The organism is Parahoeflea alexandrii, from assembly GCF_027214025.1.
Classification (GTDB): domain Bacteria; phylum Pseudomonadota; class Alphaproteobacteria; order Rhizobiales; family Rhizobiaceae; genus Hoeflea; species Hoeflea alexandrii_A.
Genome location: NZ_JAPWHB010000001.1, coordinates 831,861 through 846,372, shown reverse-complemented (window position 1 = coordinate 846,372; position 14,512 = coordinate 831,861). Strand labels below are relative to the sequence as shown.

18 protein-coding genes are annotated in these 14,512 nt (G+C 63.7%); 10 read left to right on the top strand and 8 right to left on the bottom strand.

The genetic code is table 11. The features are described 5' to 3' along the window. Window positions 1-31: 31 nt before the first annotated feature. From O4H62_RS04155 to O4H62_RS04145, 3 genes are all read right to left on the bottom strand, one after another. A complete protein-coding gene (locus O4H62_RS04155) occupies window positions 32-1,306 on the bottom strand; it encodes an NAD(P)/FAD-dependent oxidoreductase (RefSeq protein ID WP_269385843.1) in 1,275 nt (424 codons plus the stop codon). A 153-nt stretch (window positions 1,307-1,459) separates the two neighbouring features. Further along, window positions 1,460-1,948 carry a DUF1772 domain-containing protein gene (locus tag O4H62_RS04150; RefSeq protein WP_269385842.1) on the bottom strand — a complete coding sequence of 163 codons (489 nt, stop codon included), beginning with the start codon at window positions 1,946-1,948 and terminating at the stop codon, window positions 1,460-1,462. Then, on the bottom strand, window positions 1,945-2,340 hold the full coding sequence (locus tag O4H62_RS04145; protein WP_269385841.1) for a hypothetical protein: 396 nt from the start codon (window positions 2,338-2,340) through the stop codon (window positions 1,945-1,947). Before O4H62_RS04145 ends, O4H62_RS04150 begins: the two co-directional genes overlap by 4 nt. A gap of 87 nt (window positions 2,341-2,427) precedes the next feature. On the opposite strand from O4H62_RS04145, the gene O4H62_RS04140 reads away from it, so the two are divergent. Both O4H62_RS04140 and O4H62_RS04135 read left to right on the top strand, forming a co-directional pair. Continuing rightward, a complete protein-coding gene (locus O4H62_RS04140; RefSeq protein WP_269385840.1) occupies window positions 2,428-3,039 on the top strand; it encodes a TetR/AcrR family transcriptional regulator in 612 nt (203 codons plus the stop codon). Window positions 3,040-3,114: 75 nt separating this feature from the next. Further along, window positions 3,115-3,738: a methyltransferase family protein gene (locus O4H62_RS04135; RefSeq protein ID WP_269385839.1), complete on the top strand. Its 624-nt coding sequence runs from the start codon at window positions 3,115-3,117 to the stop codon at window positions 3,736-3,738. A gap of 60 nt (window positions 3,739-3,798) precedes the next feature. Here the strand turns inward: O4H62_RS04135 and O4H62_RS04130 are convergent, their stop codons facing one another. The 3 genes from O4H62_RS04130 to O4H62_RS04120 all read right to left on the bottom strand — a co-directional run bounded on the left by O4H62_RS04130 (window position 3,799) and on the right by O4H62_RS04120 (window position 7,335). Next, window positions 3,799-4,353, bottom strand: a complete 555-nt coding sequence (locus tag O4H62_RS04130; protein ID WP_269385838.1) for a DUF1254 domain-containing protein — start codon at window positions 4,351-4,353, stop codon at window positions 3,799-3,801. After that, entirely contained in the window at window positions 4,346-4,933 is a 588-nt protein-coding gene (locus tag O4H62_RS04125; RefSeq protein ID WP_269385837.1) for a DUF1214 domain-containing protein, read from the bottom strand. Before O4H62_RS04125 ends, O4H62_RS04130 begins: the two co-directional genes overlap by 8 nt. 173 nt (window positions 4,934-5,106) lie before the next feature. After that, window positions 5,107-7,335: a transglycosylase domain-containing protein gene (locus O4H62_RS04120; RefSeq protein ID WP_269385836.1), complete on the bottom strand. Its 2,229-nt coding sequence runs from the start codon at window positions 7,333-7,335 to the stop codon at window positions 5,107-5,109. 142 nt (window positions 7,336-7,477) lie between these two features. Here O4H62_RS04120 and O4H62_RS04115 point away from each other — a divergent pair, with 142 nt between their 5' ends. The 6 genes from O4H62_RS04115 to O4H62_RS04090 all read left to right on the top strand — a co-directional run bounded on the left by O4H62_RS04115 (window position 7,478) and on the right by O4H62_RS04090 (window position 11,073). Beyond that, window positions 7,478-7,930, top strand: coding sequence for a YcgN family cysteine cluster protein (locus tag O4H62_RS04115; protein ID WP_269385835.1), 453 nt, complete (start codon window positions 7,478-7,480; stop codon window positions 7,928-7,930). 265 nt (window positions 7,931-8,195) lie between these two features. After that, a complete protein-coding gene (locus O4H62_RS04110) occupies window positions 8,196-9,203 on the top strand; it encodes an MBL fold metallo-hydrolase (protein ID WP_269385834.1) in 1,008 nt (335 codons plus the stop codon). A 168-nt stretch (window positions 9,204-9,371) separates the two neighbouring features. Beyond that, window positions 9,372-9,533: a DUF1328 family protein gene (locus tag O4H62_RS04105; protein WP_269385833.1), complete on the top strand. Its 162-nt coding sequence runs from the start codon at window positions 9,372-9,374 to the stop codon at window positions 9,531-9,533. Between the two features lie 278 nt (window positions 9,534-9,811). Next, window positions 9,812-10,207, top strand: coding sequence for a hypothetical protein (locus O4H62_RS04100; RefSeq protein ID WP_269385832.1), 396 nt, complete (start codon window positions 9,812-9,814; stop codon window positions 10,205-10,207). A gap of 133 nt (window positions 10,208-10,340) precedes the next feature. Further along, entirely contained in the window at window positions 10,341-10,688 is a 348-nt protein-coding gene (locus O4H62_RS04095; RefSeq protein ID WP_269385831.1) for a hypothetical protein, read from the top strand. A 127-nt stretch (window positions 10,689-10,815) separates the two neighbouring features. Further along, window positions 10,816-11,073: a hypothetical protein gene (locus O4H62_RS04090; protein WP_269385830.1), complete on the top strand. Its 258-nt coding sequence runs from the start codon at window positions 10,816-10,818 to the stop codon at window positions 11,071-11,073. Window positions 11,074-11,090: 17 nt separating this feature from the next. Here O4H62_RS04090 and O4H62_RS04085 read toward each other — a convergent pair whose 3' ends face one another. Together O4H62_RS04085 and O4H62_RS04080 are read right to left on the bottom strand one after the other, a co-directional pair. Then, on the bottom strand, window positions 11,091-11,378 hold the full coding sequence (locus tag O4H62_RS04085; RefSeq protein WP_269385829.1) for a type II toxin-antitoxin system RelE/ParE family toxin: 288 nt from the start codon (window positions 11,376-11,378) through the stop codon (window positions 11,091-11,093). Then, complete coding sequence (locus O4H62_RS04080) at window positions 11,371-11,625, bottom strand: ribbon-helix-helix domain-containing protein (protein WP_269385828.1); 255 nt, start codon at window positions 11,623-11,625, stop codon at window positions 11,371-11,373. The genes O4H62_RS04085 and O4H62_RS04080 overlap by 8 nt, the downstream gene beginning before the upstream one ends. A 614-nt stretch (window positions 11,626-12,239) precedes the next feature. Here O4H62_RS04080 and O4H62_RS04075 point away from each other — a divergent pair. Together O4H62_RS04075 and O4H62_RS04070 are read left to right on the top strand one after the other, a co-directional pair. Next, window positions 12,240-13,049 (top strand): hypothetical protein, encoded by an 810-nt coding sequence (locus O4H62_RS04075; RefSeq protein WP_269385827.1) that lies wholly within the window; start codon window positions 12,240-12,242, stop codon window positions 13,047-13,049. A 310-nt stretch (window positions 13,050-13,359) separates the two neighbouring features. Continuing rightward, window positions 13,360-14,130, top strand: a complete 771-nt coding sequence (locus O4H62_RS04070; RefSeq protein WP_269385826.1) for a hypothetical protein — start codon at window positions 13,360-13,362, stop codon at window positions 14,128-14,130. Window positions 14,131-14,512 lie beyond the last annotated feature (382 nt).

The following is a 14,512-nucleotide window of genomic DNA, read 5'->3' as shown; positions in this document are numbered from 1 at the left end:
TTGTCAAACCGGAGCGGTTGGCCTGCGCGCTCTATTTCAGCTTGTGCATCGCCAGCATCTTCATGATCGCGCTCTCGTAATAGGTCTCGGTGATACCCCTGCGGACCTTGCGCATGAAGTATTTCTCGAACGCCACCTTGGCGAGATGCACCCACATGCCTTCCGAGGCCCAGTTGACGTTGCGCGGCGGGTTCTGCGGCTGCGCCAGGAAGGCCACGCCGCGGTCGCCGAAATCGGCCAGGCAGAAGGCGTTCCAGGTGGCTTCGTCCTTCGGTTCGCGGTCCTCGAGCAACGCCTTGATGTTCTTGGCGGTCGCCAGCACCATGCTCTCGATCATGTAGCCGGTCTTGGGTACGCCGGTGGGCACCGGGGTCTTTTCGAGCGGCGCAATGGCGATCGCCACGCCGATGCCGAAAATGTTGGGATATTTCGGGTTGCGCTGGTGCTTGTCGACGACGATGAAGCCGCGCGGATTGACCAGCCCCTCGATGTCGCGCACGGCGGTAATGCCGCGGAAGGCCGGCAGCATCATCGAGTATTTGAAGTCGAGCGCGTGTTTGGTCTTTTCCGATCCGTCGTCATTGAGTTCGGACACGGTCATCATGCCTGCCTCGACCTTTTCCACCTTGGCGTTGGTGATCCAGCGGACGCTGCGCTGGCGCATCTCGTGCTCAAGCATGCCCTTGGTGTCGCCGACGCCGCCGAGGCCGAGATGACCGACATAGGGTTCGGCGGTGACGAAGGTCATCGGCACCCGGTCGCGGATCTTGCGGTTGCGCAGTTCCTTGTCGAGGATCATGGCGTATTCATAGGCTGGGCCGTAGCACGACGCGCCCTGCGCCGCGCCGACGATGATCGGGCCAGGATCGGCGCAGAAAGCTTCGAACGCCACATTGGCCTGGGTTGCGTGGTCGACGGTGCAGACCGACTGGGTGTGGCCTTGGGGACCAAGCCCCTCGACCTCGTCGAAGGCCAGTTCGGGCCCGGTGGCGATCACCAGGTAATCGTAACCCACCGAGTTGCCGTCCTCCATCTCGATGCGATTTTCCTCCGGGTGCAGCTTCTTTGCGGAGGCCTGGACGAAGTCGATGCCGTGCTTTTTCATCAGCGGCGCCAGCTCGATGGTGATGTCGCCCTTTGTCCGCCAGCCGACGCCCACCCATGGATTGGATGGGGTGAACTGGAAGCTTTCGGTCTTGTTGACCAGAACGATCCGGTGATCCTTGCCAAGTTCGGCCTTGAGGTCGAACACCATGGAGATGCCGCCGAGACCGGCGCCGAGGACAACAATATCTGCCTTTTTCATGCACTTAGCCTCCCTTGGGCCGGAAAATCCACTCCGGCGTATATATACAATGTTCAATATATATAGGGAGGCGGAGCGAAACTCATTGATTGAAATCAATCCGCTTCGATGCCCGCTGGCATCGGGCGGTCTTGATGGCGTGCGGCCCGGGCGTCAGGCGATCTTCAACAATCCGAAGCCCGTCAGCATGACCGACAGCCCGCTGGCGGCAGTGCGGATCTGGTTCCAGTCCTGCCAGCGCAGGGAATAGGCTTGCCAAAGCTGGTTGGCGGCCTCCGTTGCGTCGGGCACTGCGGCCAGCGCCAGAGCCTCGTTCATCGGAACGTTGACGATCACAGTAACGCCAAGCCCCCCCACCAGGTAGACGCCGGCTGCCAGCGCAAACCAGATAGCGGCGCCGCGCCGGCCGCTGCGGACCAGCAGGGCGGCGGTGATCGAAAGCACCACGGGCGTCAGAAAGAAGGCCGGAAAGAACACGGCGTTGCGCACCGAGGCGTTCATCGCCTGCATGGCCTTGATGGCAACCGCCGAATCGGCGGCATCGAGCCCCCACATGGTGGAGCAGACCCAGGCATAGAAGAAGCCGAAGATGGCCGCTGTCAGCAGGAGCGAGGTCAGGGGGAGGATCCGGGTAGAGATCATGCCTGGTCCTCCTGCCGGCCCGTGACCGTTGCGGACCTTGCGTGCCGGAGCATGTCCCGAAACAGCGCCAGGCAGGCCAGTTGAGCGGCGATCACCGCAGGCCAGATCAGCCCGAACTGGGCATCGAGATACTTCTGCGGTCCGAAGGACACCAGCGCCATCAACGCGGCCAGCAGACACAGCGCCTGGCCGGACCGGCTTGATCCGCCGCCGAGCAGCACGGCCGCAACGGCCGCGCCCATGGATGCCCCGAGAAACGGCGCTATGCCGAACAATGGCGTGGCCGTCGGCGGATGCGGCGGCACGCCGGCATAAAGCGCGCCGAGCATGACGGCCTGCAGGATGATCAGCACGGCCAGCGCGGCGGTCGAGGTCTGGGTCGGGTGGGGCATGAGGCGTCTCCAAAAGCGTAATTGAGTGTACGGTTGCGCTTATCCGTAATTTGAATTACGGTTTTCGTCAACCACCCGGAGTGTCCCATGCGCGATGAAAACAAGGCGTCCCGTCAGGAGAAGATCGAAGACGCGGCTTATGCGGTGCTGGAATCCAGGGGCTATGCCGGAACCTCGATGCTGGCGATCGCCAGGGCTGCGCGGGCGTCGAACGAGACGCTGTACAACTGGTATGGCGACAAGACCGGCCTGTTCAAGGCGCTGGTCGTGCGCAACGCCGAAGAGGTCAGGCAGCTGCTGGAAGACGGCCTGGCCGGCGACAGGCCGCCTCTGGATATCCTTAGGGCTTTGGGGCCGCGCCTGCTGGCCTTGCTGGTCAGCCCGCGCGCCATCCAGCTCAACCGCGCCGCCGCGGCCGATCCCACCGGCGAACTCGGGGCGGCGATTTCTCAGCGGGGCAGGGAGACGATCGCGCCGCTGATCGGCGAGGTTCTGGAGCGCGCCAGGCGGGAAGGCGCGCTCGCCTTCGACCACACCGGCGAGGCGGTCGTCCTCTATCTCAGCCTTCTGGTCGGGGATCTCCAGATCCGCCGCGTCATCGGCCGCGAACCGCCACTGGACCAGACGGCCATCGACCGACGCGCCGGCCAGGCCTATGAGCGGTTCTTTCGTCTTAATTCACCATCGGGCAAGCCGTAATCTGGTTGCCATTGAAGCTCAGGTGTCGCAAAAGCTAGACGCCACGAAACTCGAGCCTTTATTCAGGATGCCCCCATGACGGATTCAACCCCAATGCAGCCCTTCAACCAGAGAAGGCGGCAGGTGATTGTCAAGTTCCTCGCAGTCGCTGCAATCGCCTTGCTGTTTGTCGCCGGGCCGAAGTGGGATGATGCTTCCTTGCTGCGTGCCGCCTTCGAAACCGCCGGGGTGGTTTTCATTCTGGTCTGCATGTTCGGCAGGCTGTGGAGCACGCTTTACGTCGGCACGCGCAAGAACAGCGAACTGGTGATGGCGGGTCCCTATTCGATGACCCGCAACCCGCTCTACCTGTTCTCGACGATCGGCGTCTTCGGGGTCGGCCTGGTGTTCGGCTCGATCGTGGTCGCGCTTTTCCTGGCGGGCATGAGCTATCTGGTGTTCTCGATCACGGCGAAAAAGGAGGCCGCGTTCCTGCGAACACAGTTTGCCGACGTTTACCCGGCCTATGAGAGCGGCACTCCGCAGTTCTGGCCGAATGTCAGGCTCTACCACACTCCCTCCGAGATTACCTTTTCACCCCAGGTGCTTGTGCGCGCGTTCGGGGATTCGCTCTACTTTCTTGCGCTCATTCCGGTTGTCAAAGGCGTGGCGCTTCTTCAGGCCGCGGGATATGTGCCCGTCCTGCTGAGACTGCCCTGACCGGGTTTTGGAGAGAGCGCGGCTGAGCGCCGCGGTCAGCTCGCGCCGATGGGATGGCCGTCAGGCCGGATCGATGGTGATGCGCGTGCACACTGCTGTGTCGAGAAAGGCCCTTGCGGCCGGCTGCTGGCTCGGGGTCGGCGCTACGGCGCGCAGGACGACGTAGCCCTGGGGCTGGCCGAGTTCCACCAGCACCGCCCGTTCCAGCGCCCGCGGCATGACGCGGCGCAGTTGCAGCATCTGGGTCGGGGTGACGAAGGTGATGTTGACGCCGGTGCCGATGGCCGAGCGGTCGTTCATCGAGTAGGTCTCGTTTGACGCGGTGTCGTAGGCCGAGACCGTCCACATCGGAACGTCGCCCGAAGCGATGATCCGGACCGGGCCATCGGAAATGTCGAACCGGCAGACGGCGCTGCGGATATGCGGATCCTCGTTGTGAAGCCCGGTCGTGTTGGGTTCGTTGGCGAGCGCATAGAACCGGTTCATCGCGCCAAGCATCGTGACACGGGTCCAGGCATCCTTGCCGGTCCACATTGGCAGCGCCAGAATGATGACGATGTGGATGATCGCAGCACCCACGAGGCCGATGACGATGGCCAGCAGGGCGCTACGCATCGGCGCACCCGATGAGCGAGATCTTCGGCATGTCGAGCTCGACCATGCTGACCGAGGCGGCTGTCGGCGTGTCGATCAGCGTCAGCACGAAGCTGACCCCGCCTGGCGAATCGAGCCAGATCCAGTTGCCTGAATGGGGTGCGGCGCCGAGCCGGATGCGGAAGCTGCCGTCGATGTTGCGCAGCGTGGTCCAGGAATTCAGGCTGACGGGAACCCGCTCGGGCGCCTCAAGCGGCATGCCGTCGGCGTCCGCGACCCTGAGTGTCCAGAACCGCGACGGCGGTGTCGATCCGGAGATTTCATAGCTGCAGCGCCCCGACAGCGCCGCGCCGGTTTCATCGCTCCGGGCGGTGAACACCAGGCCTTCGGCGCGGCCGAGCAGGATCTTGCCGTCGCCGGCGCGGTGCGCCTTGGCGAAGGGATCGGCGTCGGCAGTCTGCAGGTCGGGATAGGCGCTCCACGATCCGAGCGTGATGGCGCCGAAGCCGGAGGTGGCCTTGAGCATCCACGAGGCCGACCAGGCGCCACCGCCAAAAGCGATCGCCAGCGTCAGAGCAACCAGGGCAGGCAGACGAAACACGTGGCTTGGCTTCCTTCGTCAGATCGGGTGCGTGGCCGCGGCCACGCCTTGGGATTCATGGTGCGCGCAAACCGCATCGCGCGTGACGAAAAAGCACAATACCGCGCCAATAACCAGTCACCCGTCCTGAAAAGATCGGGATATGCACGACTGCCCGAGCCCGTTGCCGCCGATCATTGCTCGGCGGTGGCCGGCACAAGTTCCGGCTGGTCGCTGACAGCGGCCAGCCGCTCGGGCGCGCCAAGCGGAATGGCGCTGTTGAACTTCTCCACCAGCCCGCGCAGGACCTCGGTGGTGTCCCGGTTGAGCGAGCGCGAGCGCTGCCGCGCCGGCACCGGGTTGCCGTTCTCGTCGGTGGCCGATCTGGCCACCTGCGGCGCGGACTTGGGTTCCGGGAACGGGTTTTCGACGCCGGGAATGGCCCTCAGCTCAATGCCCTGGTGTGCGTAGTCCATCACCCGCTTGAAGGTCATGGCCGGAAGCGAACCGCCGGTCATCCGGTTGGACGAGGTGTAGTCGTCGTTGCCGAACCAGACCGCGGCGGTGAAATTGCCGGTGAAGCCGCAGAACCAGGCGTCGCGATAGGCCTGGGTGGTCCCGGTCTTGCCGCCGGTCAGAACGCCGTCGACGGCGGCGCGCCGCGCCGTGCCGACATAGGGAACCCGGGTCAGCATCTGGTTCATGTAGGCGCCGGCGGTTTCAGACAGCACCCGTTCGGGCGCCGGCTCGTCGCGGCTGAAATCGTAAAGCACGTCGCCATTGTAGTTCAGGATCTGCGCGATGCCGTGGCGGCGCGACTGGTAGCCGCCGGTGGGGAACACCGCGTAGGCCGTGGCCTGGTCGAGCACGGTGACTTCCGAGGTGCCGATCGGGATCGTCACGTCGCGGCGGATCGGGGTTTCGACACCGAATTTCTTTGCCTGCGCCATGATCTGGCCGATCGGGTCCTCGCCGAGCCGCTCCTTGGCGAGCCGTACGGGGATGGTGTTGATCGAGCGCGCCAGCGCGGTCTTGATGTCGATGCGGCCGGAATAGCCGCCGGAATAATTGTGCGGGTTCCAGTTGCCCCAGTGGATCGGCGCGTCGACGATCGGACTGTCCGGCGTCATGCCTTTTTCCATGGCCAGCGAATAGGTGTAGATCTTGAACGAGGAGCCGGGCTGCCGGAGCGCGCGGCTGGCGCGGTTGAACTGGCTTTCGCCGTAGTCGCGGCCGCCGACCATGGCGCGCACGGCGCCGCCGTTCTCGATCAGCACCATGGCTGCCTGGCTGGCGCGGTACTGTTTGCCATATTGCCGCAAGCCCGCTTCCACCGCCGCGTCCGCGGCTTCCTGCATGCCCGGATCGATGGTGGTGCGCACGATCAGCGAATGCTGGTCGAACTTGGCGGCAATGCGCTTGACCTCGTCGAAGGCCCAGTCGAGGAAATAATCGGGCGCCTCGTGATCGCCGCGGTCGATGACGCTGGCGGGATTGCGCCGCGCGCCGATGACCTGGCCCTCGGTCATCAGATTGCCCTGCACCAGGTTGGACAGCACCTCGTTGGCGCGCGCCCGCGCGGCCGGCAGGTTGATGTGCGGCGCGTAGCGGGCAGGGGCCTTGAACAGGCCCGCCAGCATCGCCGCTTCGGCGATCGAGACTTCGGTGATGTCCTTGCCGAAATAGAACTGCGCCGCCGCCGCCGCCCCGAAGGTGCCGCCGCCCATGTAGGCGCGGTCGAGATAGAGCCTGAGAATTTCCTTCTTCGACAGGTTGGCCTCGAGCCAGAAGGCCAGGAACGCCTCCTTGACCTTGCGCTCGAGCGTCCGCTCGTTGGTCAGAAACAGGTTCTTGGCCAGCTGCTGGGTGATGGTGGAACCGCCCTGGACAACGGAGTTGGCCTTGACGTTCTCGGTCATGGCGCGGGCGAGGCCCAGAAAATCGATGCCGAAATGCTCGAAGAAGCGCCGGTCTTCGGTGGCCAGCACCGCCTTGACGAAATGGTCGGGCAGCTGGTCGACGGGGGCCGAATCCTCGTGGATGATGCCGCGATGGCCGATCTCGTTGCCGTAGCGGTCGAGGAAGGTGACGGCGAAATCGTCGCGCGCCCGCCAGTTGCCCGCCGTTTCCTCAAACGCCGGCAGCGCCAGCGCCAGAAGCAGCACGAAGCCCGCGGTGCCGGCGTTCATGCCTTCGCCGGCGATCTCGAACACCGCCTTCCAGATCCCGCGGGTGCGGAAGCGGCGGAAGAAGATGGTGATCTCCTCCCAGATCTCGCCAACGCGGAATCCGGCGTTCCAGATCGACGAATCGATCCAGGAATCAATGCGGAGAAGGATGTTGGAGCGCTTGCGCGGCCGGTTTTCCTGATTGAACGGGTCTTGCACGGGTCTTGGTCCATTGCGGGCGTTGGCGACCTGCATCGTCGCGCGTTGCTGTTCCCGCGGTGCATGATGTCACCACAGTTTTTGCCCCTGTGGCCTATGCTTTTGGCGCATTTTCAGTCAAAGGACAAGCCGCCAGCGCGCCTGCACGCGCGCCGAGATGACAAAAAGGAAGCCGCTCATGGACGCCACGCCGTTCTGGAAAGCCAAGACGCTCTCCCAGATGACCAAGGCCGAATGGGAAAGCCTGTGCGACGGCTGCGGCCGCTGCTGTCTGAACAAGCTCGAGGACTGGGACACCGGCGAGATCGCCTGGACCTCCATCGCCTGCCGCCTGCTCGACGGCGAGAGCTGCCGCTGCAAGGACTATGAAAACCGTCAGGCCACCGTGCCCGACTGCATCGGCCTGACGCCGGCGCAGGTCGACACCATCACCTGGCTGCCGCCGACCTGCGGCTACCGGCTGGTGGCCGAGGGCGCCGATCTCTACTGGTGGCATCCGCTGGTCTCGGGCGATCCGGAAACCGTGCACGAGGCCGGCGTCTCGGTGCGCGGCCGCACGGTGAGCGAGGTCGGCATCGATGTCGAGGATTTCGAGGACTACCTGGTCGACTGGCCGGGCGAGGAGCCGTGAGCCCGGACCAGGCAGCAGCACTGCGGTGACAGCAACAGCCATATGCCTGCCGGCCGATGGGCAAGGCGCAATTCAGCTTGATCGGAGGGCGGAATGACCGCAGATTGGCGCCGGAGCATCGAGGTGGAAAATCCGGCCGACAGCCAACCTCGGATCGCTGCGAACGGAATTTTCCGTCACCGGTGACGGTGCGGGACCGGAACGGAGTTGTGTATTGAGTCCACCGACGGACCGGGCGGCAAGTCCCCTCACACGGCGAATGAGCATGATGCTGGCCGCCATGCTGGTGCTGCCCGCGCTGCTTTTGGGGTGCGCCGCGTCCGGAACCGGGCAGGGGCCGGGCGAGCGCCGCGGCGAGGTCGCCACAGCACCCGTCAGGGCGCTTGGCCTGGCCCACCATCATGTCAACATAGCGCTCGGCCGCTACCACTGGGGCGTGGGCGATGCGGCCGAAATCGTGCCCACCGCAGCCGCGCGGGTGAGCGATGCCTGCAGCGGCGACCGGGCGGCCGTGACATGGCTCGGCCATTCCTCGGCCATCATCTCTATCGGCGGGCGGTGCCTCCTCACCGACCCGGTGCTCGAACCCAGGCCGTCGACCGTCAGCCCCCTGCCGCAAAGGCTCGTGGACATCCCCATTCGCGTCGACGATCTGCCGGAGATCGACGCGGTCGTCCTTTCGCATGGCGACTACGACCACCTTCACCTGCCGACGATGACCGCGCTGGCGCGCCGGTTTCCGGAACTGGAAGTCCTTGTCCCTCCGGGCGTGACCGGGATCGTGCGGCAGGCCGGCCCCGTGCGCATCATCCGCCCGCGGCTGGGTGCGCCGACGCAATTCCAGGGCCTGACGATCACCGCCGAACCCGCCCACCACGAGACCAGGCGCAATCTCACCGCGCTCAAGACCGGCGACGCCTTTTCCTGGGTGATAACCGACGGACGCAAGAAGATCCTGTTCATCGGCGACACCGGCTACGGGCCTGCATTCAGGCAGATCGGCAGGTCGCACGGCCCCGTCGACCTGTTGCTGGTGCCGATCGGCGCCTATGAACCGCGCGAGCTGGTGGCCGACATGCATGTCAATCCCGAGGAAGCGGTGCGGATCGCGCGTGAGGTGGGTGCGCGCCTGGCGATCGGGATCCACTGGGGCACCTTCAAGCTCTCGCCGGAGCGGCCCAGCGATACCGTGCGCCGGTTCCGGCAGGCCGGACGCGAGATCGGCGTCAAGGTAACGGTGCTGCCGATCGGAGAGACGGTGGCGGTTCCCTGAACCGGACTGCCCGTTTGATCCGTGCTCGGGCTTCTCGACGGTATGAGCCTGCTGCCGGCCGGCTGAGGCGGCGCGGCGGTGGCGACGCCCGGCACAAGCAGGTGGTGGCGGGAACCTTTTTCCGATGTCGGCGTTGAGCCTTGGTGAAATGAAACGGAGGGTTGTTCCATGATCCAGTGGATCCTGATTTTGCTGATTGTCGCTGCCGTCGCCGGCCTGCTCGGTTTCGGCCGGCTGTCGGGCGCAGCGCTCACCGGCGCGAAATTCCTGATCGGCCTGGTGCTGGTCCTGTTCCTGCTTGCCGTTCTCGGCATCGTCGCCATTGCCTAGAGCATCCTGCGTTCGGGCGGAACCGTCTGAATGCAGACAAGATGCTCTGGATTCAAAGTGCTAGAGCGGCCTTTGTGCGTCCAAGTGATGCACGGCGCTCCAGAGCCACACGTTCTTCATCCTTCAGCTGAAGCACAGCTCGAACCGCCGGAGAGTTTTCTCTCTGGCGGTTTTTTCGTGCGTTAAACGGAGGGGGGATCCCAAGTGCTTGCGATGGCGCCTGCAGCCCCCACCTATAACGCCACCAGGCTCGGACCCGAATTGAGGAGAAATGCACCGTGGCAGACACAATCGACACGCCGCCGAAACTCGAAATCCTTCTCGCCGGGGAGGCGCGGCCGCGCAACCGCTCGGTGGCGCTTGCCTTCGGCGTGGCGGGCGGCGGCAAAGTCGGCTTCGAACTCGACGCCAAGGTCGTGCCGGCGACGATCACCGCGCTCGCGAGCCATCTGGGTCAGGTGATGGCGACGCTGCCCGAGGAGGAGTGGCCGAATTTCCAGGTGCTCAAGACCACTGCCATGGGGCTTGCCATGAACCCTCAGGGCGAACTGGCGCTGGCGCTGGAACTCGAGGGCGGCGGCCAACTCACCCTGGGCCTCGCCAAGGGCGACCTGGCCGTGCTGCGCGACGAGATCGACGAGGCGATGCGGATCGCGGAGGGTTCGCGGCATTAAGGCCATGCCAGAGTATTGCCCGAACGGCCTCGCGGCGGTAGCCTTTGCGTATCTTGAGCTCATGCGGCGGCGGCGATCGGGAAACCAGTCACCGTTGGGGCGGGTGAGGGACGCAGAGTTGCAGGGGGGCATCATGAAGATACTGAAGATCCTGTTGGCTTGCGCCGTTCTTGCGCTGTCGCAATCGGCGCCGGCGCATGCGGACAAGGCCTTTGACGACGATCTGAAAAAAATGGCCAACTCGTTTAACGGTTGCAGCAAGGTGCGAAGGAAGTTCCGCCAGTACCGCAAGGAGTATCCGGAGTGGGAATGGGCCTTTGCCGGCAGGAGCGATGCCGCCGGCAAACGCCTCAGGGGCTGCGGCTTCTGGTACAGCAAGAGCGCAGCAACCTCCCGGGCCAATGCGATGAAATATTGCAAGGAATGGGAGGTGAAATACGGCACCAATGGCGGCAAGATGAAATGCCGGATTCTTGAGTAGGAGGCCGAGCCGGGCCTCAGCCACGGCGCTCTGCCGCAAGTTCTGCAAGCAGAGATCCGGCATCGATCGCGCCGCCTAGGCGCTGGCCGGTGGGCAGAAGATCGGCCTCGAACTCGACGCCAAGGTCGTGCTGGCGACGATTGCCGCGCTCGCGAGCCATTTGGGCCAGGTGATGGCGAGCCTGCCCGAGGAGGAGTGGCCGAATTTTCAGGTGCTGAAGACCACCACGATGGGGCTGGCCATGAACGCAGCCGACGAATTGGCGCTGGCGCCGGAAGTCGAAGGCGGCGGCCAGCTGACGCTCGGTCTCGCCAAGGGCGACCTCGCGGTGCTGCGCGACGAGATGGACGAGGCGATGCGGATCGCCGGGGATGCGAGACATTAGGGGGGGATGTCTCGCTACTAAATCCAGCTCTCGGGATCGCGTCCACCATAAACAATGGCAACGACAAGGATGCCGTAGGGCATGGGCTCGTAAATCAGGATGTAGTTGCCTTCGATGAGGATACGGGCCGTGGGACTCAATTCCGGGCGCGCCACGCTCATTTTCGGCTGCGTTGCGGCAAGATCGGCCTTCTCCAGCATGCGCCGCAGCACAGCGTCCGCCGCCGGTTCATTGTCGATGGCGATGTTGCGCCAGATGTCGCGGATATCCTGCTCGGCCCGGGGGCTGAGCCGGGCCTCAGCCACGGCGCTCCGCTTTCAGTTCAGCGAGCAGAGACCCGGCATCCACCACGCGGCCTTCGCCGCTGGCCATGCCCTCGTCATAGGCGCGCTTCAGCCGACTGATTTCGAGCGCGCGCAGTTCCTGTTGCTGCTCCCACAGCCGCAGCGCATCGCGCATCACCTCGCTGTTGGACGCATAGGCCCCCGACGCGACGGCCTCGTGCAGCCGCGCGATCTGCTGCGCGGAAAGCGAGATGGTGAGGGTCTTCATCGGCTCGTGTTTCATGTGGGCAGTTTAACCGGGTTGATAGGAATTAACAAGATTTGTTAGAAAATCTGAGCGTTCCGAGTTGTGCTACGGGTGGCAGAGGAAAAGTTGTTGAAATCTAACCGAACTAGTCAATCTGGTTACGTATAGGTAAAAAAGGTATATACTTCTATTCTTCGGGTAGAGATGAAGACGCGATGGTGAAGAAAACTGCTCTAGATCACTCCATGCGGGGTACGGCTGTCCTTGCCGCTTGCATCGTTCAAACTCTCGCTGAAACCGATCCATCTTTTAAAGAACGGTTTCTAGAAAGGCTCCGTGCGGCATACGGGGAGTTTCGGGATAACACTGATGGGGACGTGATGCAGGAACTGACTTTATTGTCATGGACCAGATCCCTTCTCACGGGGTTTGACTTTGTTAACGGACAGCAGGATCCGTTCTTGTCCGACTACACAGGCAAGGGTTAGGGCCTCCCACTAAGAAAGCTCTTCCATGTTGTTGTCGGCTTTCGCCTTGTCCAATTCCCGTTTAGGTTTCGGAGGTGTGGTTTGCGCACGACTCAGGGTGTCGTCCCTTAGCTGCTCCGTCTCTCTCTGTCCTTGTCGTGGTAAGCCATGCATGAACTGCTTTTCGGAATTCGAGCGAAAATTGAGCGGGCCGACGAATTGATCAAGAATCTCAATACTGAGATCTCTGCGTTCTTCGCATCCGACCCTCCACCGTACATCGTCTCCCACGAATTCCAGAAGAATTTCACTGAGTATATTTTTCTGGTCAGGGAGGCTAAGCCAGTGCCTCTTCGGTTCGCCGTGCTCGCCGGAGAAATCCTCCACCAACTCGCGTCGAGCTTGGACCATCTCTTCTGCGCCCTCGTGACCATTAATGGCAAAACGGTTGAGAAACGGCACTACTTCCCCGTCTACACCAAAGCGCAGGAATTCAGGAAAGCCTGTAAGAAGGGCGCGATAGAAGATGTTAGCCCCTCTGCCCAAGACATCATACGCTCCGTACAGCCTTACACGGCTTCGAAGCCTAGAGACACCATCCTCGCCGTAGTCCGTGAGCTCAACGCCATAGACAAACACCGACTTCCGATCCTGCTTGCCTCGACCGGGAGGCTCGGCAGCCAAGTCACTGTTGGGGGGAGCGGAAAGGACGCCTCCGGTAACGTACCCTCCATCGTAGGCTTTGGAGAAGCTGCGGCTGTCGCCATTGGTAAAGAAAATAAAGAGTTCTTTCGGATCCGTCTCGGCAGTCCTGAGCCGGACTTTGAGGCAAAGACCGACATCGCCCCGACGATAGCATTCGCGCAATGCGGAAACACCAAAATGGTATCCGTCGTTGACGAACTGCCAAAGATGCTGGCCGGTGTCGTCAACACTATAAACCTCTTCCATCGCGAATTCGACGCCAAGACCTTTTAGGTCTGCGACAAGAGGGATCACTCCGCGACATTGGTAGCCGATTTGTCAGTCCGATATCGCCTAATCGGTCAATGTTGATTGCAAAGATAGGAAAATAATCCTTGACGGTGTCACGGTCCTCTGGTAGGGTTATGTCATCGTCACAGAACTGCGCCGGGAGCGGTGCGGCGGCGAGGGCGGTGGCGCCTTCGGGTGCGCCGGTTTGAGAGTTGGATGAATGCGCGAGGCGCCTTCGGTTTTTCCGGGGCGCTTTTTTGTTGGCCGGAGCCTGGTGGCGCGGCCGGGTTTTTCGATCTTTGCGAGGCGTGTGATGACCGAGGCATATGCTGCCGCCGGCCGGCTGGGGCTGTCCGCAGACGAGGTGCTTGCGGCGGGGGACCCGTCTTCTGTGTGCGAGGCGGCGCTGGTCGACCGGCTAATCGATCTGCTCATGGCGCTCGAGCCGTTCGAGATCAAGCAGTCGGTCGTGCCTTTGGAGCAAGCGGCCGGTCCAGCGTCGGCTCAAGGCGCCGGTGAGGGAGCCGGCGACGCGGCTGCGGGCGGCGAAATCGATGCGCCAATGACCGCGCCGGGTGCGCAAAACGGGGCCGCCCTGGATGCGGTGGTCGCAGCGGCGGGGGCGGCGGATGCCGGGCCTCAGCCGGAGGACCATGCAGCGAAGCTCTCGGTCGAGAGCACCCGCGCCATGCTTGCCCGGATGCGCACTGTCCTCGACCGCGAGGCGGCGCGGCTGGGCGAGGACGGACTCGAGGGCAAGGCGGCGGTCGATCAGGTGGCGCTGATCGCCCGCACGCTCGAGAAGATCGACCAGATGGAACGTCTGATCGCCGAGGATCAGGCCCGCGCCGCGGGTGGGCGGCTTGGGCCGCAGGAACGCGAGCAGCTGCGGCAGACGGTGCGGCAACTCATTCTCGCCGCCGCCGAGCGGCTGGCGGTTGAGCGGGCAGCCGGGCCGGAGGAGGCCGGTGAGGCGGCGGAGCTTGGTGAAGTGGCGGAGTGTGGCGAGGGCGCGGTGGCGATGTCCGGCGGCGAAGACGTCGCAGAGGATTTTTCGGATCGGACCGATGCTGAAACGAGGTGAAGCGTTGGATGCGCTGCGCGCAAAGCAAACGCAGCAGGTGCCTTTGGCAGTGTCTCTCGGCCCGTCATACCGGCCTTGAGCCGGTATCCAGCAGGCGAGCGTCTGCGAGCCGGGAGACCCTTCGCAGGCTGCATTGTGGATGTGAGTCTCTCACCGCGCGGACGCGCGGTGGCTGGATCCCGGCTCGGGAGCCGGGATGACGGGGGACAGAGTGTGCCCCGGGAACTCCGGGGAGGTGGCTCTGAATTGGCAAGGCTGCGCGGCCGGCAGTGGCGGTTGGCAGTGGCAACCGTGCCGCGGAACGATCTTCATTGAGACGCGAGGCATGAGGCATGAGGCGTGAGGCGTGGATCGGCAGGAGGCCTGGCATGGATATCCGGGA

Coding starts and splice junctions, on each gene's coding strand:
- O4H62_RS04155 (WP_269385843.1), bottom strand. CDS start 1,306: ATGAAAAAGGCAGATATTGTTGTCCTCGGCGCCGGTCTCGGCGGCATC.
- O4H62_RS04150 (WP_269385842.1), bottom strand. CDS start 1,948: ATGATCTCTACCCGGATCCTCCCCCTGACCTCGCTCCTGCTGACAGCG.
- O4H62_RS04145 (WP_269385841.1), bottom strand. CDS start 2,340: ATGCCCCACCCGACCCAGACCTCGACCGCCGCGCTGGCCGTGCTGATC.
- O4H62_RS04140 (WP_269385840.1), top strand. CDS start 2,428: ATGCGCGATGAAAACAAGGCGTCCCGTCAGGAGAAGATCGAAGACGCG.
- O4H62_RS04135 (WP_269385839.1), top strand. CDS start 3,115: ATGACGGATTCAACCCCAATGCAGCCCTTCAACCAGAGAAGGCGGCAG.
- O4H62_RS04130 (WP_269385838.1), bottom strand. CDS start 4,353: ATGCGTAGCGCCCTGCTGGCCATCGTCATCGGCCTCGTGGGTGCTGCG.
- O4H62_RS04120 (WP_269385836.1), bottom strand. CDS start 7,335: ATGCAGGTCGCCAACGCCCGCAATGGACCAAGACCCGTGCAAGACCCG.
- O4H62_RS04115 (WP_269385835.1), top strand. CDS start 7,478: ATGGACGCCACGCCGTTCTGGAAAGCCAAGACGCTCTCCCAGATGACC.
- O4H62_RS04110 (WP_269385834.1), top strand. CDS start 8,196: ATGATGCTGGCCGCCATGCTGGTGCTGCCCGCGCTGCTTTTGGGGTGC.
- O4H62_RS04105 (WP_269385833.1), top strand. CDS start 9,372: ATGATCCAGTGGATCCTGATTTTGCTGATTGTCGCTGCCGTCGCCGGC.
- O4H62_RS04095 (WP_269385831.1), top strand. CDS start 10,341: ATGAAGATACTGAAGATCCTGTTGGCTTGCGCCGTTCTTGCGCTGTCG.
- O4H62_RS04080 (WP_269385828.1), bottom strand. CDS start 11,625: ATGAAGACCCTCACCATCTCGCTTTCCGCGCAGCAGATCGCGCGGCTG.
- O4H62_RS04075 (WP_269385827.1), top strand. CDS start 12,240: ATGCATGAACTGCTTTTCGGAATTCGAGCGAAAATTGAGCGGGCCGAC.
- O4H62_RS04070 (WP_269385826.1), top strand. CDS start 13,360: ATGACCGAGGCATATGCTGCCGCCGGCCGGCTGGGGCTGTCCGCAGAC.